This window comes from Aquihabitans sp. McL0605 (assembly GCF_049993875.1).
In the GTDB taxonomy this organism is placed as follows: Bacteria; Actinomycetota; Acidimicrobiia; order Acidimicrobiales; family Iamiaceae; genus Aquihabitans.
Genome location: NZ_CP188252.1, coordinates 2,164,098 through 2,184,290 on the forward strand (window position 1 = coordinate 2,164,098; position 20,193 = coordinate 2,184,290).

A 20,193-nucleotide genomic window follows, 5' to 3' on the forward strand; every position below is an offset into this window, starting at 1 on the left:
GGGCGAACTTGTTGCAGGCAGTGCGCCATCGAGCACCGGGTGCAACAAGTTCCGAGGGGTGGGGCGGCCACGGGGCGAACTTGTTGCAGGCAGTGCGCCATCGAGCACCGGGTGCAACAAGTTCCGAGGGGTGAAGCGGCCACGGGGCGAACTTGTTGCAGGCAGTGCGCCATGGAGCACCGGGTGCAACAAGTTCCGAGGGGTGGGGCGGGCACGGGGCGAACTTGTTGCAGGGAGTGCGCCATCGAGCACCGGGTGCAACAAGTTCCCCCGGGAGGTGGGCCCGGTCAGGGGGTGAAGGCGGTCCAGGCGGTGGCGAGGCGGGCGGCGCCTTCGCGGAGGTCGGCCGGGGGGAGGGCGAACGTGAGGCGGAGCCGGTCGCGGTGGTCGGTGGTGGCCGACAGGCCGTCGGCGGTGGCGACGGCGACGCCGTGGCGCAGCGCCACCGCGGCGAACCGGGCCGCCACCGGCTCGGGCAGCCGGACCCACAGCGACAGCCCGCCGGTGGGCACGTCCACCCGCCACGACGGCAGGGCGGCACGCAGCAGGCCGGCCAGCAGCTCGCACCGGTCGGCCAGCTCGGCGTTGCGGCGGGCGAGCGCTCGCCCGTGGTGGGGGTGCACCAGCAGCGACAGGGCCATCGCCTGGCTGATGGTCGACGAGCCGAGGTCGTGGGTGGCCTTCACCCGCACCAGCCGGGCGGCCACCGGCTCCGGCGCCCGGACGAACCCCACCCGCAGCCCGGCCCAGAACTGCTTCGAGAACGAGCCCACCACCGCCGCCGGGTGGCCGGGGACGTGCCCGGCGATCGGGACCGGCGGCGCTGCGCCCGACCAGTCCACCGATTCGAGGGCCAGGTCCTCGACCAGCGGGATGCGCCGTTCGGCCACCCAGCGACCGATCACCTGGCGGCGGTGGGCCGACAGCCGGGCGCCGGTGGGGCTGTGCGGGCCGGACTGGAGGTAGACGAGCGCGGGCCGCTCGGCGAGCGCGGCGTCGAGCGCGGCGAGGACGACCCCGTTGCGGTCGACGGGCACCGGCCGGACCACCGCGCCCGCGGCCGCGAAGGCCGACAGCGCGCCCGGGTAGGTGGGGTCGTCGACCACCACCACGTCACCCGGCCGCAGCCAGCAGCCCGCGGCGATGCTGATCCCCTGCTGCGCACCCGTGGTGATGACCACCTGGTCCACGGTGGTGGGCAGCCCGATGCGCCCGAGCCCGTCGGCCACCCGATCCCGCAGCGCCGGCAGGCCCCACGGGCTGTCGGCGCCGACCCCCGCCAGCTGGGCCGGGCCGACCGACACCTCGGGCAGCCACCGGGCCTCGTGCACGACCGAGATCGACAGGTCGATGACCGCCGGCGCGCTGCCCTGATCGACGAGCCGTCCCACCAGCGACGAGCCCTCGCGGCCGGGCGGCAAGCCGGCGTCGGGCGAGCCCCACACGAACGTGCCGCTGCCCGGCCGGCGCTCGACCACCGCGTCGGCGATCAGCTCGTCGTAGGCGGCCACCACCACCCCGCGGCTGACCGCGACGGCCGCGGCCAGCGCCCGCTCCGATGGCAGCCGGGCGCCCCGGGGCAGGTCACCGTGCTCGACCGCGGCGGTGATGGCTCGGGCCAGCAGCCGGAACAGCGGGCCGGTGCCGGCGGACCAGTCGCCGAGCGCGTCGACCACCAGGTCGACCTGGGCAGAACGGGCCACCCGTGCAGAAGTGGCCCTGTTGACCATGATCCACTTCTGACAGAGTCGAACGTCATGGTCAAGTCCCTTGCCGTCCAGCGCGCCGGATCGTCTGCGATCCGCGACCTGCTCGAGATCACCGAGCAGCCCCACATCATCTCGCTGGCCGGAGGCCTCCCCCATGCCGGCGCCTTCCCCATCGCCGCCATCGCCCGCGCCGCGGCCGCCGCCCTGGCCGACGACCCGCTCGGCGCGCTCCAGTACGGCCCCACCGAGGGCCATCGCCCGCTGCGGCGCTGGGTGGCGGACCGCTACGACCTCGGCCCCGACGGCGAGGAGCAGGTGATCATCACCAACGGGTCACAGCAGGCGCTCGACCTGCTCACCCGGGCCCTGGTCGACCCGGGCGGCCAGCTCGCCCTGGCCGATCCCGCCTACGTGGGCGCCCTGCAGACCTTCCGCGCCGCGGGCGTCGACCTGCTCGCCATCCCTGCCGACCGAGACGGTCTGCGGGTCGACGTGCTGGCCGAGCGCCTGGCGGAAGGAGCGCGGCCGGCGGTGGTCTACGTGGTCGCCAACTTCGACAACCCGTCGGGGGCCACCCTCAGCCCGCAGCGCCGCATCGACCTGGCCGCCCTGGCCGACCGCTACGGCTTCTGGATCATCGACGACGACCCCTACGGCGAGCTGCGCTGGGAGGGCACCGCGCCCGCCGCCCTGCGGGACCTCACCGACCGGGCCATCACCCTGGGCTCGACGTCGAAGGTCCTCAGCCCCGGCCTGCGGGTCGGCTGGGCGGTCGCCCCGGTCGAGGTCCGGCGGGCCATGACCATCCTGAAGCAGTCGGCCGACCTCCACACCTCCTCGCTGAACCAGCTGATCGTCCACCGCGTCTTGCGCGAGCCCGGCTTCCTGCCCGACCACCTCGCCGCGCTGCGCACCACGTACGGCGACCAGGCCCGCCACCTCGCCACCGCCCTGGAGGACCGCCTGGGCGACGAGCTCTCGTTCGAGGCGCCGGGTGGTGGCATGTTCCTGTGGGCCCAGCTCACCGATCCGACGGCCGACACGGCGGCCCTGCTCCCGGTCGCCCTGGACCACGGCGTGGCGTTCGTGCCCGGCGCGGCGTTCGGCGTCGACGATCCGCACCGGCGCTGGATGCGGCTCTCCTACGCCACGGCCGGTCCCACCGACCTCGACCAGGCCGTCGACCGGCTCGTTGGGGTGATCCGGCCGGGCTGAGGCACAATGAGGGGCGTCACGGCCGAGGGGACAAGCACGTGGATCTCACCGTCATCGCCATCCCGGCGTACTTCAGCACCATGGGCGCCGAGTACCGCTACCTGAAGAACCAGGCCCAGGACCGCGCCCCGATCGCCGGCGACTACACCAAGGACGACACGCTGGCCAGCCTGGCGATGGGCGTGGGCAGCCTGCTCGCCCCACTCACGCTGAAGCGCCTGGTCGACCCGGTCACGCCCGGTCGCGGCAAGTACGGCAAGGCGCTGGTGGCGACCGCTCTCGGCGCCGCCGCCATCACCACCATCGCCGACGTCCTGGCCAAGCGCGAGGAGGCCGGCGGCCGGCTGCCCCACGGCGGCACCCGCCCCGACCTGCCCACCGGCACCGGCACCGGCACCGCCACCGGCACCACCGGCCCCGCTGGCACCACAGACGACGACGCCCTCCCCGATGGGAACCGCCGCAAGCGCCGCAGCCTGGCCCGCCGCATCGCCGGATCGGCTGGAGCCACCGCTGTCGCCGGCGGCGTGCTGGCGGCCAGCACGGCCTGGGCCTCGAAGACCACCGCCGACCGCCTCTGGAAGAGCCACAAGCGAGACCTCGGCACGGGCGTGGCGGCCACCGTCGGCGCCGTCGTGGCCTGGGACTTCATCTACTACTGGAACCACCGGCTCATGCACACCAGCCGGTGGATGTGGGCCATCCACGTCGTCCACCACAGCTCCGAGCACTACAACCTGTCCACCGCCCTGCGGCAGCCCGTGCTCGACGTGGTGGGCGTGTTCGTGCCCGTCGGCGCGATGGCGCTGATGGGGTTCCGCCCCGACACCATCGAGACCGCCCGCGGCGTCAACCTGCTCTACCAGTACTGGATCCACACCGAGACCGTCCCGAAGCTGGGCCCCATCGAGGAGGTGCTCAACACCGCCTCGCACCACCGGGTCCACCACGGCTCCAACCGCCAGTACCTCGACCGCAACCACGGCAGCATCTTCATCATCTGGGACCGGCTGTTCGGCACGTTCGAGCGCGAGGCCGAGCCGGTCACCTACGGGCTCACCAAGAACATCGACACGTACAACCCGGTGAAGATCGCCACCCACGAGCACATCGACATCCTCAAGGACGTGGCGTCGTCCACCTCGTGGACCGAGCGGCTGAGCTTCGCCTTCCGCGGTCCGGGCTGGGCCTACGAGCGCCACGCCCAGCGCGGCGACCTCGCCACGGTCTCGTCCGCCCACGCCTGAACGGCCCACCGCGCGCCGAGGCCACGCCCCCGGCGTGAGCCGCAGGCGTGGCCTCATGGTCCTGGGGGTCCCCGCCAGGCTCGGGTCATCCGAAGGCGGCCGTGAGCACCGCCAGCACGGCGGCGGTCCGCAGGGCCACGCCCAGCACCGCCACCGGGGCGATGGGGGCCGGCGCGACCCCGACCTCGGCGCTCATGCCGCCACCTGCCCGGGATCGGTCCCGGCACCCGCGGCGGCGCCCTCGGCCTCGACGAGCATCGCCACGATGGCGTCGAGCTCCACCTGGCCGGGCAGCTTGGCCGGCGGCAGGAACGGCAGCTCCCGCAGGAGGCGGCAGGCCGACTCGATCTGCCAGCCGCGCAGGGCCGGACCGTGGGCCGAGGTGACGACGTTGGCGCCGAGGTCGAGCACCCGGTCGACGGCCCGGTCGTAGCGGGTCGAATCGGCCCACGTGAGCCACGGGCTCAGCAGGAGCTGCTGGCCGAGGAAGCCCTCACGCCAGAACCCCGGGTCGAGGTCGGAGATGTTCGACACCTCGTGGGGCACGGGCGACCCCATCGAGTCCGAGGCCCAGTACACGCCCGACTTCGTGTCGAACAGGCCACGGGTGGTGGGGCTGTCGTAGCTGGGCGGCGTGACAGCCACGAGCTCGCGGTCGCCGGCGTCGATGCGCTCGCCGTCGTTGACCCACCGCATCCGGTGCAGCGGGAGCGACAGGCCGTAGTCGGCGCTCATCCGCTCCATCATGAAGGCGGTGGTGACGAGGGTGGCATCGGGGCAGGCGTCGAGCACCTGCATCAGGTTCCCGGTGTGGTCGACGTCGTCGTGCGAGAGGTAGATCCAGCGCACGTCGGCCGGGTCGACGATCGAGAAGGTGGTCTCGAGCCACTCGTCCCGGGTGATGGCCGGGCCGCAGTCGACGATGACGGGCTCGGCACCGGTGATCACCGACGAGTTGACGTAGGTGGCGACGGGGCCGAGGCCCTCGCCGGCGAGCTGGCGGACGACCCACGTGTCGGGGGCGACCTGCTCGGGCTCACAGAATCGGATGGGGAGTTCCTGGTTCATGACGGGTTCCTTGGTTCCTTCGGGTCGGTCGACCGGGCCGGTCGAGCTGGTTGCTGTGCTGGGTCTTGTTGTCCCACGACCCGCTTGGCGATCTCTTGAGAGCCGCATGGAGCCGGTCGGTCGGGACGGGTGGACGGGACGGGTTGGAAGGGATGGGTTGGACGGGATGGGTGGACCGGTGACCGGCCGGCCCGGCGGAGCGGGCCGGCGGTCACGGCGCGGGATCAGACGACGGTGAGCTCGGCGTACATCCCCTTGTGGAAGTGGGGGGTGCCGGTGGCCGGCGGCGGGCCGTCGCCGGCCAGGATCTCGTCGGGGTCGGCGCCGACCGGGATCGAGCAGGCCACGAGGTAGCGGCCGGGCTCGGTGAGGGTGCCGTCACCGACGGCCTTGATCTCGGGGCCACCCGGCTTGGCCAGGAGGACCGTGGCCGGAGGACCGGCGCTGAACAGCTTCTCCAGCTCCGGCATCGGGAGCTCGACGAGCTCCTTCACCGAGCGCTCCTCGGTGTCGGGGAGCTTGAACGCCACGAACTCGTGGAGCTCCGACTCGGAGTCGTTGACCAGCTTGAAGGTGGTGCCGGCCGGCACCTGGTCCGGCAGGTCCTCGTAGTTGAAGTCGACCGCCGTCACCACGATCGTGCCGTCGGGGGCCGCAGTGGTCGAGGTGGTCGAGGCGGCCTGCTCCGCCGGGTGGACGTGGGTGGGTGCCGTCGTGCCGGTGGTCTTGGTCGCGGCGTCGGCATCGGACCCGCAGCCGGCGAGGAGGAGCGCGGCGACGACCACGATCGGGAAGGCGAGGGCGACGGCCTTGCGGCGGCGGCTGACCGGCGCGTACTCGCCATCCTCGTGGCGGTAGTGCGTCTTCAGGGCAGTGGCGCTGAGGGTGGACATGTGAGGGCTCCTTCGGGGTGGTGGTCGTGCGGATCGGTTCCGCTTGGTGGAACCACCATCCGCGCCCCCACTTGGAGGCGACTTGGAAGCCGCATGAGGGATGGCTGGGCTGCTAGGCCGTGTCGATGCGCGCACCCCACCTCCGGCCGGCGTCGGCCCTGGTCATCGCCTCCGCTCTGGTCCTCGCCGCCCTCGCCGGCTGCTCATCCGACAGCGGCGGCGCGGCCACCGGGCCGGGCCCTTCCAGCACGACCACCGCGCCGGCCAAGCCCAAGGCGGCCTCCTCGCCGGTGCAGCCGGCCGCGAAGATCGAAGGCCCCATCACCGGGGGGAAGTACGACCTGCCCTACCTGGCCATGCCCGAGGGCTGGAAGCAGAAGTACCGCTACACCGAGCAGGAGTACTTCCTGTCGGGCGACGCCACGTCGTACGCGTCGGCCACCGACCTCACGGTCGACGGCCGCTGGGACGCCGAGCCCACCGGCAAGACGGCGCCGTACAAGACCCGCATCGTGGTCCGGCGGCCGAAGGACGACGCCGACTTCAACGGCACCGTCGTCGTGGAGTGGCTCAACGTGTCGGCCGGCCGCGACTCCGACCCCGACTTCGGCTTCCTCGCCGACGAGCTCATGCGCAAGGGCTACGCCTACGTCGCCGTGTCCGCCCAGAAGACCGGCGTCGAGCCCGGCGGCCTCGGCATCGACATCCCGGGCGTGCCGAAGGCCGCCCTCGCCCCGCTCAAGGAGTGGGACCCCGAGCGCTACGGCTCGCTGTCGCACCCCGGCGACCAGTACTCGTACGACATCTTCGGCCAGGCCGCGCAGACGGCGCTGAGGACCGGCAAGGGCACGCCGCTGGGCGATCTCGACGTCCAGAAGGTCATCGCCACCGGCGAGTCGCAGTCGGCGTTCCGCATGGTCACCTACGTCGACGCCATCCAGCCCACCAGCCAGCTGTTCGACGGCTTCCTCATCCACAGCCGCGGTGCCGACGGCGCCGCGCTGAACGACGCCAAGGGCCAGGCTCCTCCCGTCGGCACGCAGATCCGCACCGACCACGACGTGCCCGTCCTCCAGTTCGAGACCGAGACCGACCTCGGCTACCTCGGCTTCGTGAAGGCCCGTCAAGCCGACGATGACCACCTGGTCACCTGGGAGACCGCCGGCACCGCGCACGTCGACCGCAGCTCGCTCGACTACGGCGTGCTCGCCGGCCACAACTGGACCGACGTCAACGTCGACCTCAGCCAGGCGTGCGGCCAGGTCAACGAAGGCCCGCAGCAGCCCGTGGTGCAGAAGGCCTTCGACTCGCTCCACACGTGGGTGGTCGACGGGACCAAGCCGGCCCAGAGCCCCCGCATCGACACCGACGCCGGCGGCACGATCGTGCGCGACGGCGACGGCATCGCCACGGGCGGCATCCGCACCCCCGCCGTCGACGCCCCCACCGCCACCCACACCGGGACCAACCCGTCGAGCTCGGTGATCTGCGTCCTGTTCGGCTCCACCACCCCGTTCACCCAGGCCCAGCTCGACGCCCACTACGCCGACCACGACGCCTACGTGCAGCAGGTCACCGCCTCCGCCGACCGGGCCGTGACCGAGGGCTTCCTCCTCCGGCCCGCCGCCGACCAGATGATCGCCGAAGCCCAGAAGTCCGACGTCCCTTGAGGCCGACCGTCAGACCACGCGGAGGGTGACCTCGACGTTGCCGCGGGTGGCGTTGGAGTAGGGGCACACCTCGTGAGCGGCCGCCACCAGCTGCTCGGCCGTGGCCTGGTCGAGCGCGGGCGCGTGGACGTCGAGCTCGACCGCCAGGCCGAAGCCGCCCGATTCGAGCACCCCGATCGACACGCTGGCCGACACCTCGGTGCCGGTCACGTCGAGCTTGTCCTTGGCGGCCGTGAGCTTCATGGCCGAGTGGAAGCACGCGGCGTAGCCGGCCGCGAAGAGCTGCTCGGGGTTGGTGGCGCCACCCGCCCCACCCATCTCCTTGGGGACGCGCAGGTCGAAGTCCAAGATCCCGTCCTCGGAGGTGGCGTGGCCGTTGCGGCCGTCTCCGGTGGCCAGGGCGACCGCGGTGTAGAGCGCTTCCATGGGCAGGACCTCGTTCCGTAGGGCGAAGCCCGCAGTATCGCCCCGGATCCTCCGAACCGCACGCAGAAGCTCCGCGGACGAACGCGAGTCAGCGAGCGCCAGCGTTCGCCGCGCGAGTCAGCGAGCGCCAGCGTTCGCCGCGCGAGTCAGCGAGCGCCAGCGTTCGCCGGAGGCGAGAGGGCCCGAGCGGCCCGGTGCTGCAGGCCCGCCAGGGCCGGAAGCACCCAGAGCGGAAGGCACGGCATGGCTAGCTCAACGCCGAAGGCGGGGAGAAGAACCCGTAGGTCGCGGTAGACGCAGCTGAACCACGACTGCGAGCCGGAGATCTGAGGTTCGAGGCTTCGCCTCGAACCTCAGGAAGCGACGAAGATGTCGACAGAGGGGCGGAGCTTGCCGACCGTGTCGAGGACCTCGTGGATGTGGTGGCCCACGAACGAGGAGCTGGCCTTGGTGTCGGACTCGGCGGCGTCGAGCGCCGGGAACGACTCCTGGACCATGGCGTAGTCGAAGCGGGGCGCCCACTTGCGCGAGCCGAGGCGGGCGGTGACCGAGCAGTTGTCGACCATGTAGGCGATGCCGCGGGCGTGCATGTAGGGGTTGAGCGAGTCGGTGGCCTCGATGACGGACTCGTTGACGATCTCCGACAGCGGGTGGCCGGCCTCGTCGAGGACGTCGATCTGGGCCATCATCGTGGCGCAGTAGGCCCCGGCGGTGAAGGGATCGAGCGGGATCTCCTCCTCGACGCGGGCGGCGCGGACGGTCTCGCCCACGCGCCAGGTCTCGGTCTGGTCGATGGTCGGCATCGGGTAGGTCTCGAGGCGGGGACCGGCGACGACCACGGAGCGGATCTCGTTGCCCGAGCGGACCTCGTCGTAGATCTCCTGCAGCACGGCCTTCATCGGCAGGTAGGTCACGTCGTAGGCCCGGTTGAAGACCTGCTTGCCGGCGTCGTCGAGCTGCTCGAAGACCCCGATGATCCCGTGGTGGGAGATGGTCTTGGAGATGGGGCCGGTGATCGACTCGGCGCTGCGGAGGAAGGCCTCCTCCTGCGTGGCGCCCTCGGTGATGAAGTGGCGGTACAGGCTCTCGACCAGGCCGTGGACGGCGCCGAGGAGGATGCCGCGCTCGCCGAAGATGTCGGAGCGGTACTCGGACTCCATGGTGGTCTGGAAGGTGTACGGCGAGCCGAGGCCCACGGACCAGGCCAGCGCGTGGTCGGTGGCCTTGCCGTCGACGTCCTGCTGGATGGCGAAGCTGGCGTTGATGCCGGCGCCGTTGACCTCGGCGCCCTGCACGTAGAGGGCTCGGACCGACGGGCCCATGCCCTTGGGGCACACGGCGACGACGTTGACGTTGGCGGGGAAGGTGTCGCCCACGTTCTCGAGGTGGCCGAGGAGGAAGCCGTGCGACAGGCCGAGCGTGGCGCCCGGCTTGAGGGCGTCGAAGATGGCCCGGTAGTGCTCGGCCATGGCGGCGTCGGAGATCAAGACGATGACGAAGTCGGAGTCGCGGACGACCTGGAACATCTCGCCGAGCGAGCCGTCCTCCTCGTTGAAGCCGGCCTCACGGGCCGAGGCGAACGACGACGAGCCCTCGCGCAGGCCGACGGCCACCTTGATGTCGGTGCCGACGAGCGAGTCGCGCAGGTTCTGGGCCTGCGCCGGGCCCTGCGATCCCCAGCCGATCACACCGATCTGGTGGATGCCCTCGAGGGCCTTGGGGAGCAGCGGGAGCAGGTGGCGGCCACCGCGCACGATGGCTTCCTTGGTCCCCGCCACCTCGATGATCTCCTTCTCGAAGATCTGCGTCTCGAAGTCGAGTTCCTGCGCCATCACTGCGGTCCTTCCGGAGGTGTGACGGACCAGGTGCCCGTCTGTTGAACGACGCGCGAGGCTAGCGGCGAGGCCGTTTCATGACCCCATCGGCATGCGGCGCTCACTCGTCGGGGCAAGGGCTCCCGATCGCCAGGGCGGCGCAGGCCCCCGAGCGCGTGACCTTCCACGCATCGTCGACCCGGACCAGCTCGACGGGCACTCCCGCGGCGAACTCGGCGCCGGAGACCACCACGGTCACGGTCGCCGTGGCCTCGTCACCGTCGGCGACCACCTTGTCGATGCGGAGCGACGCGTCGAGGTCCTTCACCAGCTTGAGGACCGAGGCGTAGGTGTCGCCCAGGTCATCGGCGCCGTCGAGGTAGCCGGCGCGCTCGGCGAAGGGCCGGTCGTCGAGGCCGAGTGCACCGTCGACGGCCTTCTCGATGGCCTTCTGGTCATCGGCCGAGATGGGCCCCGACGGCGCGGCCGTGGTGGCCACCGCGGCGCCGGCCGAGCCGTTCTGCACCACCACGTAGCGGGTGCTGCCGCACGCGCTGACGGCGAGGGCGCACCCAACGGCCAGCACCACCAGGGGCGACCGGCGGGCGCGACGGATGTGGGCGGTGCGGGTGGTCACGAGGGTGCTCCTGTGGGTTGCGGGGGTGAGGGGTCGTCGGGGTCATCGAGATCGGGCGGCGGGGCGGCTCCGAAGTCGGCAGCGGCGCGGGCTCGGCGCTTGTTGCGCCGGGTGAACCACATCGCCGTCCCGGTGACGGCCAGCACCAAGGGCCCGAGGCCGAGCAGGACCCACAGGACCTCCGTGGTCAGCCCGCCGAACGTGCCGAAGTGCACGTCGGACGCCCAGTCGTCGTAGGCGCGGGTGGCGACGTTCTGGTCGGCGGGGTCCTCGATGGACACCACCGCACCCGAGTACTGGTCGACGTTGAACTCCACGTCGCGCTGGCCGCCCGCGGTGCCGAGGAACGCCGAGTCGACGGTGGCCTCGACGGTGTAGACGCCGACCGGGCTGCCGCCAGGCGGGTACACGTAGGACACGTCGACGCTCGGGTCGACCCGGCTGACCACCTTCACCGCCTGGTCCGCCGTGAGCGGCTGGGCCCCCGCCGCGGGCGTCGACAGGGGCGTCTCCGCCGAGGCCGCGTGGTAGTTCCCGAAGGTCACCACGTTCCAGGCGTCGCGCACCTGGTTCGGGAACGCGAAGTTGATCCCGGTGATCACCACCACCAGCAGCGGGAGGAGGACCGTGATGCCGACGGCCTTGTGGAGGTCGAGGTGGAAGGTGAACCGGCCGCGCGACCGCCGCACCCGCCAGGCCCGCGCCCAGCGCTTCACCCCGGGCCAGTACCAGAGGTAGAAGCCGCTGAGCAGCACGACCAGCCAGCCCACGGCCATCCAACCCATGACGGTGAGCGGTGCCAGGCCGAACACCGATGTGCTGTTGAGGTTGAAGTGCACCCGTTCGAGCAGGGCGATCACCGCCGGGGCCTGGTGGTCATCCGACGTGACCGTGCCGGAGCCGGGATCGACCAGGACGGCGTGGTAGTCGCCGCCGGGGTCGGTCATCCAGACCTCGTACATCCCGCCGGTGTCGCCCGACGACGGGGCGGTCACGTAGCGGACGAGGTCGTCGGGCCGGGCCTCACGGGCGGCGGCGGTGGCATCGACCAGGCCGACGTCGCCGGCCGTGGTGGAGAACTGGTCGGCGTTCCAGAGCCGATCGATGTCGCCGGCGAACACGATCGACGACCCGGTGACGCTCTCGACGACGATCCACAGCAGCAGCAGGAACGAGAGCCAGCGGTGCACCTTCACCAGGGGCGCGCGCCGGGCGACCAGGAACCGGTGGAGGCGGCGGCGGGGCACTCGTCGGCGTGCCGCCGCCGGCGGAGCCACGGCCTCTTCCGCCTCTGGCACGGCGTCAGGCGACGCGGGGCCATCCAGGACCAGGCTCACGATGGTTCCTCCCGCGGAATCGAATGTTGTTAAGCATGCTTTCTATTCTTAGGCATGCTGTGCAAATGGGCCGACCTGGTCGGAGCGCGCCCGGTGCGCCACCATGGACGGCGTCGTGCCGCCCTCCCCCCGTTCCCTCGCTCGCGCCGTCGCCACCGCGGCGGCCGCCGTCCTCCTCGCCGCCCCGCTCGGCGCCTGCGGACTGGTGGGGAGCGACGCCACGGCCACCACCACGGCCGCCCCGACCACCACCACCGAGCCGCCGGTCGCGGTGAGCGATCCGCCCACGATCCTCGACCCGGGGACCGAGCCCCTGCTGGCCCTGCGCCTCCACTTCACCGAAGGGCAGGAGGCCACCATCTCGTTCACCTCCGACGTCGCCGTCGACCAGGGCACCACCGCCGGCACGCCCACCCAGGGCGTCGACAGCCCGCCGATCAACCAGACGCTCACCTACACCGTCGGCAAGGTCACCTCCGCCGGGGCCCAGGTCACGATGCGCGTCACCGCCGTGACGGTGCGCTCCAAGGGCACGGGCCTGACCGCCAAGCAGGTGCAGGCCCTCCAGCAGCAGCTCGATCCGCTCGTCGGCATCGAGGGGACCGGGCTCGTCACCCCGCTCGGAGAGTTCCAGGACCTGGCCTTCGACGTGCCCAAGGGGGTCGACAAGGCCACCACCGCCCGGATCCAGGCGCTCGACCGCCAGATCATGGGGCTGGGCCCGTCGCTCCCGGCCGAACCGATCGGCGTGGGCGCCCGCTGGGCGGTCACCGCCACGAGCGACGCCGGCGGGGCCGAGATCAAGACGCAGACGATCTACACCGCCACCGCGCTCACCACCGCCCAGGTGGGCTACACCGCCACCATCTCCACCTCGGCGGCTCCCCAGGACCTGGAGCTCGACGGGCTGCCCAAGGGCACCACCGCGTCGCTGCGATCCTCGGCGCTCGAGGGCACCAGCACGGGGACGCTGGCCTTGACCTCGCCCGGCTTCACCCTCACCACCAAGGTGTCGGGGCCGCAGGTGATCGTCCTGACCAGCGCTTCGGGTGCCACCACGGTGACCCAGGAGATCCGGCTCGCGTACTCCGCGGCCACGTCAGCGCACTGAGGGCACCCGGCCTACGATTCCCGCACCGTGGATCACCAGGATCAGGACGCTGCAGACGAGGCCGACCAGATCCGGCTGACGGTGCCCGCGCTGGCGCCCTACAGCCGCGTCGCCCGCCTCGCCGTCACCGCCCTGGCCTCGCGCAACGGGTTCACCTACCTCGAGGTCGAGGACCTGCGCGTCGCCATCGGCGAGCTGTTCGGCGCCCTGGTCGAGCCGGCCGATGCCGACGGGCACCTGGTGTTCTCCTGCCGGCTGCGCCCCGACGCGCTGGAGGTGGTGGCGTCGCGGGAGCCGCCGCTGCCCCTCGCCGAGGTCACCGCCCTGACCCGCATGATCCTCGACGCCGTGGTCGACGAGGTCGAGATCGATCGTGACGGCGGCCGCTTCCGCATCGTCAAGCGGCTGGAGGACTGACCGTGCCGATCGACGACGCCGAACGGGCCGAGCAGCGCAAGCTGCTGCAGGAGTTCCACGAGACCCGCGACCAGGCCATCCGAGACCAGCTGGTGGCGGCCAACCTGCGGCTCGCGCTGCACCTGGCCCGCCGGTTCTCGAACCGCGGCGTGTCGCTCGACGATCTGGAGCAGGTGGCGTCGCTCGGGCTGCTGCGGGCCATCGACCGCTTCGAGCCCGCACGCGGCCTCGAGTTCTCCACCTTCGCGACGCCCACGATCATGGGCGAGCTCAAGCGCCACTTCCGCGACCGTGGCTGGGCGGTCCGGGTGCCGCGGCGCATCCAGGAGCTGCACCTGCGGCTCAACACGGTGGTGGCCGACCTCACCCACCAGCTCGGCCGCTCGCCCACCATCGCCGAGCTGGCCGTCGCCGCCCGCGCCTCCGAGGAGGAGGTCCTCGAAGCCATGGAAGCGGCGCAGGCGTACCGCTCGCACTCGATCGATGTCCGCAGCGGCAGCCACGACGACGACGACCACCACGCGCCGCCCTCGCAGCTCGGCATCGACGACCTCGGCCTGTTCGAGGCCGAGAACCGCCTCCTGGTGGAGGAGCTGCTCGCCCACCTCGCCCCGCGCGACCAGCTGATGCTCCGGCTCCGGTACTTCGAGGAGATGACCCAGCACCAGATCGCCGAGCGGTTGGGCGTGTCGCAGATGCACGTGTCGCGGATGCTGGCCCGGTGCCTCGAGGAGCTGCGCCGACGCGCCGAGGTGGCGCAGCGCTGACGGCTCCGAGCCGACCGGTCAGCGCGGAGCGGTCAGCGGTGGCCGGTGGAGCCGAAGCCCCCGATGCCTCGAGCCGAGGCGCCCAGGTCGTCGACCTCGGTGAACGAGGCCTGCTCCACCCGCTGGATGACGAGCTGCGCGATGCGGTCGCCGCGCTCCACCACGAACGGCTCGGTGGGATCGAGGTTGACCAGGATCACCTTGAGCTCGTCGCGGTAGCCGCAGTCGATCAGGCCCGGCGAGTTGAGGCAGGTGACGCCGTGCTTCAGGGCCAGGCCGCTGCGGGGCTGCACGAACCCGGCCGTCCCCGGCGGCAAGGCGATCGCCACCCCGGTGGGGATCAGCGCCCGCCCGCCGCCGGGGGCGAGGGTGACGGTCTCGCGCGCCCGCAGGTCAGCGCCGGCATCGCCCTCGTGGGCGTAGGCGGGAGCAGGCAGGTCGGGGTCGAGGCGCTGGATCGGGACGTGGAGCACGCCGGGCACGCTAGAGCGGCGGGCGCGCCCTAACCTCCCCCGGGTGCTCGTCTGGATGGACCTAGAGATGACCGGCCTCGAGCCGGAACGCCACGTGATCGTCGAGATCGCCACCCTCGTGACCGACGACGAGCTGCAGATCGTGGGCGAGGGCCCCGACCTGGTGGTGCACCAGCCGCCCGAGGTCTTCGCCGAGATGGACGACTTCGTGCGGAACATGCACACCTCGTCGGGCCTGCTGCCGGCCATCGAGGCGTCCACGATCTCCCTGGCCGACGCCGGCGCCCAGACGCTGGCGTTCATCAAGGAGCACGTGCCCGACGCCCGCACCGTCCCGCTGTGCGGCAACTCCATCGGCACCGATCGCCGGTTCCTGGCCAAGTACCTCCCGGAGATCGAGGACTACCTCCACTACCGGTCCGTCGACGTGTCCACCATCAAGGAGCTGGCCCGCCGCTGGTACCCCGGCGCGCTCTCGGCGCTGCCGCGCAAGGCCACCGCCCACCGGGCCCTCGACGACATCCGCGAAAGCATCGATGAGCTGCGGTTCTATCGCGAGCGGCTGTTCGTCCCCACTGCGTCCAGCACCGCCGCCGCGGTCGCAGGTGACGGCTCCGTCACCCCTCCGGGTGGCGTTGCGGAGTAGCCCCGGCGCTCGCCCGGCGAGCGATGGCACCCAGAGGTCGGCAAGAAAATCGTTTGACAAGGTCTGCGCCCGCGTGGTGCCCTGTCACGGCGCCCACGGGCGCACCTCTACCCACCCGTCAACCCGGAGCAGTCCGATGAGCACGACGATCACTGACATGCGGAGCTTCCAGGCCCCCGTCGGTACCGCCGCGCGCACTGCTCGCTGGTCGGCTACCGCCGCCGCCTTTGGCTCCCATCACGAGCTCGCCGCCATCAAGCCGATGCCGTCCAGCTATGTGGTGAAGAACGTCAAGGGCATTCGCCACCGGCCTCCGGAGGACTCGAACTAGGCACAACCTGCCAGATCGAATCCGAATCCTCCGAAGGCCGCTGGGACATCCCAGCGGCCTTTCGCCTTTTCCGGCCCGGGTTCCACCCAACCGAACGAGACATGACCTCCCATCCACCACCCGACTGACACACGAAGCACCACACGAGCAAGGGGATACCGATGCTGTTCGCACCGGACGAAGAAGCACTGAACGAGAACGACGCAGAAGCCTGGAAGGACGATGCCCTGTGCGCCACCGGTGGCGCCGGCCTCACCGCCCTGTTCTTCTCCGAGGAGCTGCAGGACATCGCGGCCGCCAAGCGGCTGTGCACCGACTGCCCCGTGCTCATCCCCTGCCTCGAAGGCGCCATGGCGCGCCGGGAGCCGTGGGGGGTGTGGGGTGGTCAGCTCTTCTTGAACGGGAAGATCCTGGCGTCGAAGCGGCGTCGGGGCCGGCCGCCCAAGGTGGCCCGTCCCGAGGACCAGCTGCCCGAGGTCCCGATCCCCGAGCACCTGCGCTCGGCTTGAGGCCGGCCCTCGAGCCGAGCCCCAGCACCACCTGCTCCCCTGGCAACGGAGCACCCCGAGAGCGGTATCGGCAACAGATCCTTCTGAGCCGTGACCCGCAACTCACACCACCGTCACCGGCGTCGGCCCCCTCGGGGGCGGGCGCCGGTGGCGCGTCCCGGCCCCGCGCCGGTGGGCGGTCCGGGGCCGGGCGCCCGTGGCCGTCCGGGCCCCGATCGGGGGCGCCGCGATGGGGAGCGGACCCACCGATCCCGGTACCGTCGTAGGCGTCATGGTCGACGCCCCCGAGCCCCAGGCCGGCGAACCCGACGACCGGGCCCCCTCGAGCGAGACCACTCGCCCCCGGGCCCGGACGCTGGATCGCCGGACCGTCGCGATCTGCTTCTGCATCGCGCTCCTGGCCGCGCTCGCCGCGGGCCTGATCGCCTCGATCGCCATGGGCGACGACGACCAGGCGGCCGGCCGGGCGGGGCAGATGGACCTCAAGGAGGCCACGAACGTCGACACCGCACAGCTGCTCGCCCTCCCGCTCGACACGCCGACGGGCGGCTCCACCAACCTCGGCGCCCACCTCGATGAGAAGCCGATGCTGGTCAACCTGTGGCAGTCCACCTGCGCGCCGTGCATCAAGGAGATGCCGCTGCTCGAGCAGGCCCGGGCCGACAACCCCGACGTCACGTTCGTGGGCGTGGCCTCCCAGGACCGGGTCGAGAAGGCCAAGGAGCTGGCCGACCAGACGGGCATCACGTACCCGTGGGCCCTCGATCCCAGCGGCAACTTCTTCTACGCCGCCAAGGCGGCGGGCATGCCCACCACGCTCCTGCTCAGCGCCGACGGCGACCTCCTCGCCAGCAAGACCGGTGCCTTCAAGTCGCAGGCACAGCTCCAGTCGTTCATCGACCAGCACGGCGGCTGAGCCGTGATCGACGCCCCCCTCGCGGCCGCGTTCACCGCCGGGATGGTGGCCACGGTCAACCCGTGCGGCTTCGCCATGCTGCCCGCGTACCTCGGCTACTTCTTGGGCATCGACCAGGGCGACGACGCCCAGTCGAGCGCCTCGCTGGCCCGGGCCCTGCTGGTGGGCACGGTCGTGTCGGCCGGGTTCCTGCTGCTGTTCGCCATCGCCGGAGCGCTGGTCTCGTGGACCTCGCTGGCCATCGGCACGTGGTCGCCGTGGCTCACCGTGATCATCGGCGTCGCCCTGTTGGTCATGGGCATCGCGTTCGTGGCCGGCTGGGAGCCGGCGCTGGCGCTCCCCCGCCTCGACAAGGGCGGTCGCAGCCGGGGCCTCTGGTCGATGTTCGTGTTCGGCATCTCGTACGCGGTGGCGTCGCTGTCGTGCACCATCGGCCCGTTCACCGCCGTGGTGGCCACCACGTTCTCCCGGTCGTCGGTCGCGGCCGGCATCGCCACCTTCGTGGCCTACGGGCTGGGCATGGCCCTCCTGCTGATGGTCCTCACCGTGTCGCTCGCCCTCGCCCGCCAGGGCGTCCTGATCCGCCTGCGCCGCGCCCTGCCGTTCTTCACCCGGATCGCCGGGGCGATCATGGTGATCGCCGGTGCCTACCTGGCCTGGTACGGCGTCTACGAGATCCGGCTGATCCAGCGGGGCGAGCAGGACGCCACCCGCGGCCCGGTCGGCCTGGTCACCAACTGGTCGAGCGACGTCTCCAGCTGGCTCGGCCACTTCGACCCGCTCGAGGTGGCGCTGGTCCTGGCCCTGCTGATCGGCGGCGCCGTGCTGTTCGCCCTGCTGCGCACCCCGGCCCGCGCTCGCCGGACCGACGACGATGCCGAGGCCGGCACCTCGTCCAGCTCCCCCTCGGAGCACGCGCCGCACTGACTCACGGCGACAGGCGGGTGATCTCCCAGGCGCCGCCCTGGCGGCGGTACTCGAAGCGGTCGTGCAGGCGGTCGGGCTGCCCCTGCCAGAACTCCATGCGGTCGATGCCCACCCGGTAGCCGCCCCAGTGCGCGGGCCGCGGGATCGGCTCGCCGGCCGGATCGGTGCCGTACCGCGCCTCCGCCTCGGCCTGCTGGCGGTCGAGCACGGCGCGGTCGGCCACGGGCTCGCTCTGCGCCGAGGCCCACGCCCCGATCTGGCTGCCGCGAGGGCGGCTGGCCCAGTAGGCGTCGGCCGTCGCGTCGTCGACCACCTCGACCGGCCCCTCGATCCGCACCTGGCGGGCCAGCTCCAGCCAGCCGAAGACGAGCGCGCCTCGAGGGTTGGCCGCCAGGTCGGCGGCCTTGCGGCTGTGCTGGTTGGTGTAGAGGACGAAGCCGTCGGCGTCGAACGAGCGGCACAGCACGTAGCGGGCCGAAGGCTGGCCGTCGGCGCCGACCGTGGCCAGGACGCAAGCCGCGGCGTCGTAGGGGTCGGTGCGCCGCCACGCGTCCCACCAGGACTCGAACTGGGTGACCGGATCGGCGGCCAGGTCCGCCCGGCGCAGGCCGGCGCGCTGGTACGACTCCCGCAGGTCGCTCAGGTCGCGGGTCACGACCGCGTCACGCGGTGCCGAAGCGCGACGACAGGCCGTTGAGGTGCTCGAGCAGGTCGGGATCGGCGGCCATGCCGTACGCCGAGGCGAGGACGCCCCGGCGGCCGCTGACCGGGTCTCGCAGGCCGAACACCACCATCTCGTCACCGGGGTCGCTGGCGCCCTCGAAGCGGTACAGGCGCTCCACCACCGCATCGCTGGCCGGGCACGCCTGGTCGTCGGCGTTGCACTGCAGGTGGCCGTCGATCAGCTGGAACTCGATCTCGTACCCGTCGGCGCGGAGCAGTCGGAGCGCATCAACCACGGTCTCGGGATCGTTCATGCCCTCAGTCTGGCGAACGCGCGCCGGGTTCGCGTCAGATGCCGCCTCGACCTCGGCAGGGCGGTCAGACGGGCGCGATGGGCAGTGGGTGCCGCGGCCCGTCGACGAAGGCGCGCCACGCCCGGTAGCCGCCCACCAGGTCGGTGGCACGGGCGATGCCGAGGTGGTGCAGGTCGACAGCGGCGAGGCTCGAGCTGTAGCCCTCGTTGCAGAACAGGATGACCCGGGCGTCGTCGCTCGCCTCGGGCAGGGCGGCGCCGCTGGTGGGGTCGAGGCGCCACTCGAGGTGGATGCGCTCCACCACGATCGCTCCGGGGAGCTCGCCCTCCGTCGCCCGGTTGGCCTCGGGCCGGAGGTCGATGAGCAGGGCGCCCGCCTCCACCTCGGCGGCCAGCTGGTCCGGTCGCACCCGGTCCAGCACGGCGCGGGCCTCGGCGAGGCGCTGCTCGATGCGGGAGCCGGGCGTCGTCATGCCCGCGCCCGGGAGGGGTGCAGGGCTCGGGCCTGGGTGGGCGAGGTGACCAGGGCGGGGACCTGCTCCACCAGCTCGGTGTAGGTGGGGCGGCCCTGGCCGTCGTAGTAGGTCATCGTGCGCAACGGGTTCGAGTACACGTGCAGGCTCGTGGCCACGACCGCGGTCGGGTTGATCACATCGTGGACGGTACCGGCAGCCACGGTGCCCACGCGTCCCGACGTGAGGCGCTTCGACGTGGTGCCGGCCACGCCGAGCGTGATCTCCTGGAGCTCGCCCTCGAGCACGGCGAACGCCGCGTTCGAGCCGCCGTGGTCGTGGAACTCGACCCGCTGGCCCTGGGTCCACCCGAGCAGCCACACCTCATAGGACTCGGTGGCCACCAGGCGGACGCTGGTCCGGCTCAGCGGGTCGTGGGACACGTGCGGCTGCCACAGCTCGGTGGCGCGGGCGAGGCCGAGGGCGATGTCGGCGAGCACACCCACCGGCAGCACCGGCGGATCGGTCGGGCGAGGGCCCGGTCGGGCCAGCGAGACGCGGCGGGCGGCGGGCGAGCGGTCGTCGATGGGCAGGCGGGCGGGGCGGGAGAGCGGGGAAGCGGCGGGCGTCGACATGGGGGCCTCGGAGACGG

General features: G+C 72.2%; 23 protein-coding genes. 11 read left to right on the plus strand and 12 right to left on the minus strand.

Annotation, left to right across the window (positions count from 1 at the left end; all coding sequences use genetic code 11):
• Positions 1-287 precede the first annotated feature (287 nt).
• Entirely contained in the window at positions 288-1,730 is a 1,443-nt protein-coding gene (locus ACPPVX_RS09885; RefSeq protein WP_426574730.1) for a PLP-dependent aminotransferase family protein, read from the minus strand.
• 27 nt (positions 1,731-1,757) lie between these two features.
• Between ACPPVX_RS09885 and ACPPVX_RS09890 the strand changes: the two genes are divergently transcribed.
• Positions 1,758-2,924 carry a PLP-dependent aminotransferase family protein gene (locus tag ACPPVX_RS09890; RefSeq protein ID WP_426574731.1) on the plus strand — a complete coding sequence of 389 codons (1,167 nt, stop codon included), beginning with the start codon at positions 1,758-1,760 and terminating at the stop codon, positions 2,922-2,924.
• A gap of 38 nt (positions 2,925-2,962) precedes the next feature.
• Positions 2,963-4,171, plus strand: coding sequence for a sterol desaturase family protein (locus ACPPVX_RS09895; protein WP_426574732.1), 1,209 nt, complete (start codon positions 2,963-2,965; stop codon positions 4,169-4,171).
• Positions 4,172-4,363: 192 nt separating this feature from the next.
• Here the strand turns inward: ACPPVX_RS09895 and ACPPVX_RS09900 are convergent, their stop codons facing one another.
• Both ACPPVX_RS09900 and ACPPVX_RS09905 read right to left on the minus strand, forming a co-directional pair.
• A complete protein-coding gene (locus ACPPVX_RS09900; RefSeq protein WP_426574733.1) occupies positions 4,364-5,239 on the minus strand; it encodes an MBL fold metallo-hydrolase in 876 nt (291 codons plus the stop codon).
• 224 nt (positions 5,240-5,463) lie between these two features.
• On the minus strand, positions 5,464-6,132 hold the full coding sequence (locus tag ACPPVX_RS09905; RefSeq protein ID WP_426574734.1) for a hypothetical protein: 669 nt from the start codon (positions 6,130-6,132) through the stop codon (positions 5,464-5,466).
• Positions 6,133-6,257: 125 nt separating this feature from the next.
• Between ACPPVX_RS09905 and ACPPVX_RS09910 the strand changes: the two genes are divergently transcribed.
• The gene (locus ACPPVX_RS09910; protein WP_426574735.1) at positions 6,258-7,802 is read left to right on the plus strand and encodes an alpha/beta hydrolase domain-containing protein; all 1,545 of its coding nucleotides are present in this window, start codon (positions 6,258-6,260) and stop codon (positions 7,800-7,802) included.
• A 9-nt stretch (positions 7,803-7,811) separates the two neighbouring features.
• Here the strand turns inward: ACPPVX_RS09910 and ACPPVX_RS09915 are convergent, their stop codons facing one another.
• From ACPPVX_RS09915 to ACPPVX_RS09930, 4 genes are all read right to left on the minus strand, one after another.
• Complete coding sequence (locus tag ACPPVX_RS09915) at positions 7,812-8,228, minus strand: organic hydroperoxide resistance protein (protein ID WP_426574736.1); 417 nt, start codon at positions 8,226-8,228, stop codon at positions 7,812-7,814.
• A gap of 353 nt (positions 8,229-8,581) precedes the next feature.
• Positions 8,582-10,060, minus strand: coding sequence for a ketol-acid reductoisomerase (locus tag ACPPVX_RS09920; RefSeq protein WP_426574737.1), 1,479 nt, complete (start codon positions 10,058-10,060; stop codon positions 8,582-8,584).
• Positions 10,061-10,163: 103 nt separating this feature from the next.
• A complete protein-coding gene (locus ACPPVX_RS09925; RefSeq protein WP_426574738.1) occupies positions 10,164-10,679 on the minus strand; it encodes a hypothetical protein in 516 nt (171 codons plus the stop codon).
• A complete protein-coding gene (locus tag ACPPVX_RS09930; RefSeq protein WP_426574739.1) occupies positions 10,676-12,016 on the minus strand; it encodes a PepSY-associated TM helix domain-containing protein in 1,341 nt (446 codons plus the stop codon). Before ACPPVX_RS09930 ends, ACPPVX_RS09925 begins: the two co-directional genes overlap by 4 nt.
• A gap of 103 nt (positions 12,017-12,119) precedes the next feature.
• On the opposite strand from ACPPVX_RS09930, the gene ACPPVX_RS09935 reads away from it, so the two are divergent.
• Genes ACPPVX_RS09935 through ACPPVX_RS09945 form a run of 3 tightly spaced genes read left to right on the plus strand, consistent with a single transcriptional unit; the run spans position 12,120 to position 14,311 of the window.
• A complete protein-coding gene (locus ACPPVX_RS09935) occupies positions 12,120-13,127 on the plus strand; it encodes a hypothetical protein (RefSeq protein ID WP_426574740.1) in 1,008 nt (335 codons plus the stop codon).
• A gap of 27 nt (positions 13,128-13,154) precedes the next feature.
• On the plus strand, positions 13,155-13,544 hold the full coding sequence (locus ACPPVX_RS09940) for a hypothetical protein (RefSeq protein WP_426574741.1): 390 nt from the start codon (positions 13,155-13,157) through the stop codon (positions 13,542-13,544).
• Between the two features lie 2 nt (positions 13,545-13,546).
• Positions 13,547-14,311: a SigB/SigF/SigG family RNA polymerase sigma factor gene (locus ACPPVX_RS09945; RefSeq protein WP_426574742.1), complete on the plus strand. Its 765-nt coding sequence runs from the start codon at positions 13,547-13,549 to the stop codon at positions 14,309-14,311.
• Between the two features lie 32 nt (positions 14,312-14,343).
• On the opposite strand, the gene dut is transcribed toward ACPPVX_RS09945, so the two are convergent.
• Entirely contained in the window at positions 14,344-14,793 is a 450-nt protein-coding gene (dut, locus tag ACPPVX_RS09950) for a dUTP diphosphatase (RefSeq protein ID WP_426574743.1), read from the minus strand.
• Positions 14,794-14,827: 34 nt separating this feature from the next.
• Between dut and orn the strand changes: the two genes are divergently transcribed.
• From orn to ACPPVX_RS09975, 5 genes are all read left to right on the plus strand, one after another.
• On the plus strand, positions 14,828-15,430 hold the full coding sequence (gene orn, locus ACPPVX_RS09955; protein ID WP_426574744.1) for an oligoribonuclease: 603 nt from the start codon (positions 14,828-14,830) through the stop codon (positions 15,428-15,430).
• A 136-nt stretch (positions 15,431-15,566) separates the two neighbouring features.
• Complete coding sequence (locus tag ACPPVX_RS09960; protein WP_426574745.1) at positions 15,567-15,761, plus strand: hypothetical protein; 195 nt, start codon at positions 15,567-15,569, stop codon at positions 15,759-15,761.
• A 161-nt stretch (positions 15,762-15,922) separates the two neighbouring features.
• Positions 15,923-16,270: a WhiB family transcriptional regulator gene (locus ACPPVX_RS09965; RefSeq protein WP_426574746.1), complete on the plus strand. Its 348-nt coding sequence runs from the start codon at positions 15,923-15,925 to the stop codon at positions 16,268-16,270.
• Between the two features lie 271 nt (positions 16,271-16,541).
• A complete protein-coding gene (locus tag ACPPVX_RS09970) occupies positions 16,542-17,186 on the plus strand; it encodes a TlpA family protein disulfide reductase (protein ID WP_426574747.1) in 645 nt (214 codons plus the stop codon).
• Between the two features lie 3 nt (positions 17,187-17,189).
• Positions 17,190-18,113, plus strand: coding sequence for a cytochrome c biogenesis CcdA family protein (locus tag ACPPVX_RS09975; RefSeq protein ID WP_426574748.1), 924 nt, complete (start codon positions 17,190-17,192; stop codon positions 18,111-18,113).
• 1 nt (position 18,114) lies between these two features.
• Here ACPPVX_RS09975 and pdxH read toward each other — a convergent pair whose 3' ends face one another.
• The 4 genes from pdxH to ACPPVX_RS09995 all read right to left on the minus strand — a co-directional run bounded on the left by pdxH (position 18,115) and on the right by ACPPVX_RS09995 (position 20,176).
• Positions 18,115-18,768, minus strand: coding sequence for a pyridoxamine 5'-phosphate oxidase (pdxH, locus tag ACPPVX_RS09980; protein WP_426574749.1), 654 nt, complete (start codon positions 18,766-18,768; stop codon positions 18,115-18,117).
• Positions 18,769-18,775: 7 nt separating this feature from the next.
• Positions 18,776-19,090: a phosphoribosylpyrophosphate synthetase gene (locus ACPPVX_RS09985; RefSeq protein ID WP_426574750.1), complete on the minus strand. Its 315-nt coding sequence runs from the start codon at positions 19,088-19,090 to the stop codon at positions 18,776-18,778.
• Between the two features lie 64 nt (positions 19,091-19,154).
• Entirely contained in the window at positions 19,155-19,562 is a 408-nt protein-coding gene (locus ACPPVX_RS09990) for a rhodanese-like domain-containing protein (protein ID WP_426574751.1), read from the minus strand.
• On the minus strand, positions 19,559-20,176 hold the full coding sequence (locus ACPPVX_RS09995) for a cysteine dioxygenase (RefSeq protein WP_426574752.1): 618 nt from the start codon (positions 20,174-20,176) through the stop codon (positions 19,559-19,561). Before ACPPVX_RS09995 ends, ACPPVX_RS09990 begins: the two co-directional genes overlap by 4 nt.
• Between the last annotated feature and the right edge of the window lie 17 nt (positions 20,177-20,193).

Excerpts from the sequence above, each read along its gene's own strand:
- ACPPVX_RS09900 (WP_426574733.1), bottom strand. The coding sequence starts at position 5,239 with ATGAACCAGGAACTCCCCATCCGATTCTGTGAGCCCGAGCAGGTCGCC.
- ACPPVX_RS09935 (WP_426574740.1), top strand. The coding sequence starts at position 12,120 with ATGGACGGCGTCGTGCCGCCCTCCCCCCGTTCCCTCGCTCGCGCCGTC.
- ACPPVX_RS09905 (WP_426574734.1), bottom strand. The coding sequence starts at position 6,132 with ATGTCCACCCTCAGCGCCACTGCCCTGAAGACGCACTACCGCCACGAG.
- ACPPVX_RS09995 (WP_426574752.1), bottom strand. The coding sequence starts at position 20,176 with ATGTCGACGCCCGCCGCTTCCCCGCTCTCCCGCCCCGCCCGCCTGCCC.
- ACPPVX_RS09915 (WP_426574736.1), bottom strand. The coding sequence starts at position 8,228 with ATGGAAGCGCTCTACACCGCGGTCGCCCTGGCCACCGGAGACGGCCGC.
- ACPPVX_RS09990 (WP_426574751.1), bottom strand. The coding sequence starts at position 19,562 with ATGACGACGCCCGGCTCCCGCATCGAGCAGCGCCTCGCCGAGGCCCGC.
- ACPPVX_RS09910 (WP_426574735.1), top strand. The coding sequence starts at position 6,258 with ATGCGCGCACCCCACCTCCGGCCGGCGTCGGCCCTGGTCATCGCCTCC.
- ACPPVX_RS09890 (WP_426574731.1), top strand. The coding sequence starts at position 1,758 with ATGGTCAAGTCCCTTGCCGTCCAGCGCGCCGGATCGTCTGCGATCCGC.
- ACPPVX_RS09985 (WP_426574750.1), bottom strand. The coding sequence starts at position 19,090 with ATGAACGATCCCGAGACCGTGGTTGATGCGCTCCGACTGCTCCGCGCC.
- ACPPVX_RS09885 (WP_426574730.1), bottom strand. The coding sequence starts at position 1,730 with ATGGTCAACAGGGCCACTTCTGCACGGGTGGCCCGTTCTGCCCAGGTC.
- ACPPVX_RS09960 (WP_426574745.1), top strand. The coding sequence starts at position 15,567 with ATGAGCACGACGATCACTGACATGCGGAGCTTCCAGGCCCCCGTCGGT.
- ACPPVX_RS09965 (WP_426574746.1), top strand. The coding sequence starts at position 15,923 with ATGCTGTTCGCACCGGACGAAGAAGCACTGAACGAGAACGACGCAGAA.
- ACPPVX_RS09970 (WP_426574747.1), top strand. The coding sequence starts at position 16,542 with ATGGTCGACGCCCCCGAGCCCCAGGCCGGCGAACCCGACGACCGGGCC.
- ACPPVX_RS09920 (WP_426574737.1), bottom strand. The coding sequence starts at position 10,060 with ATGGCGCAGGAACTCGACTTCGAGACGCAGATCTTCGAGAAGGAGATC.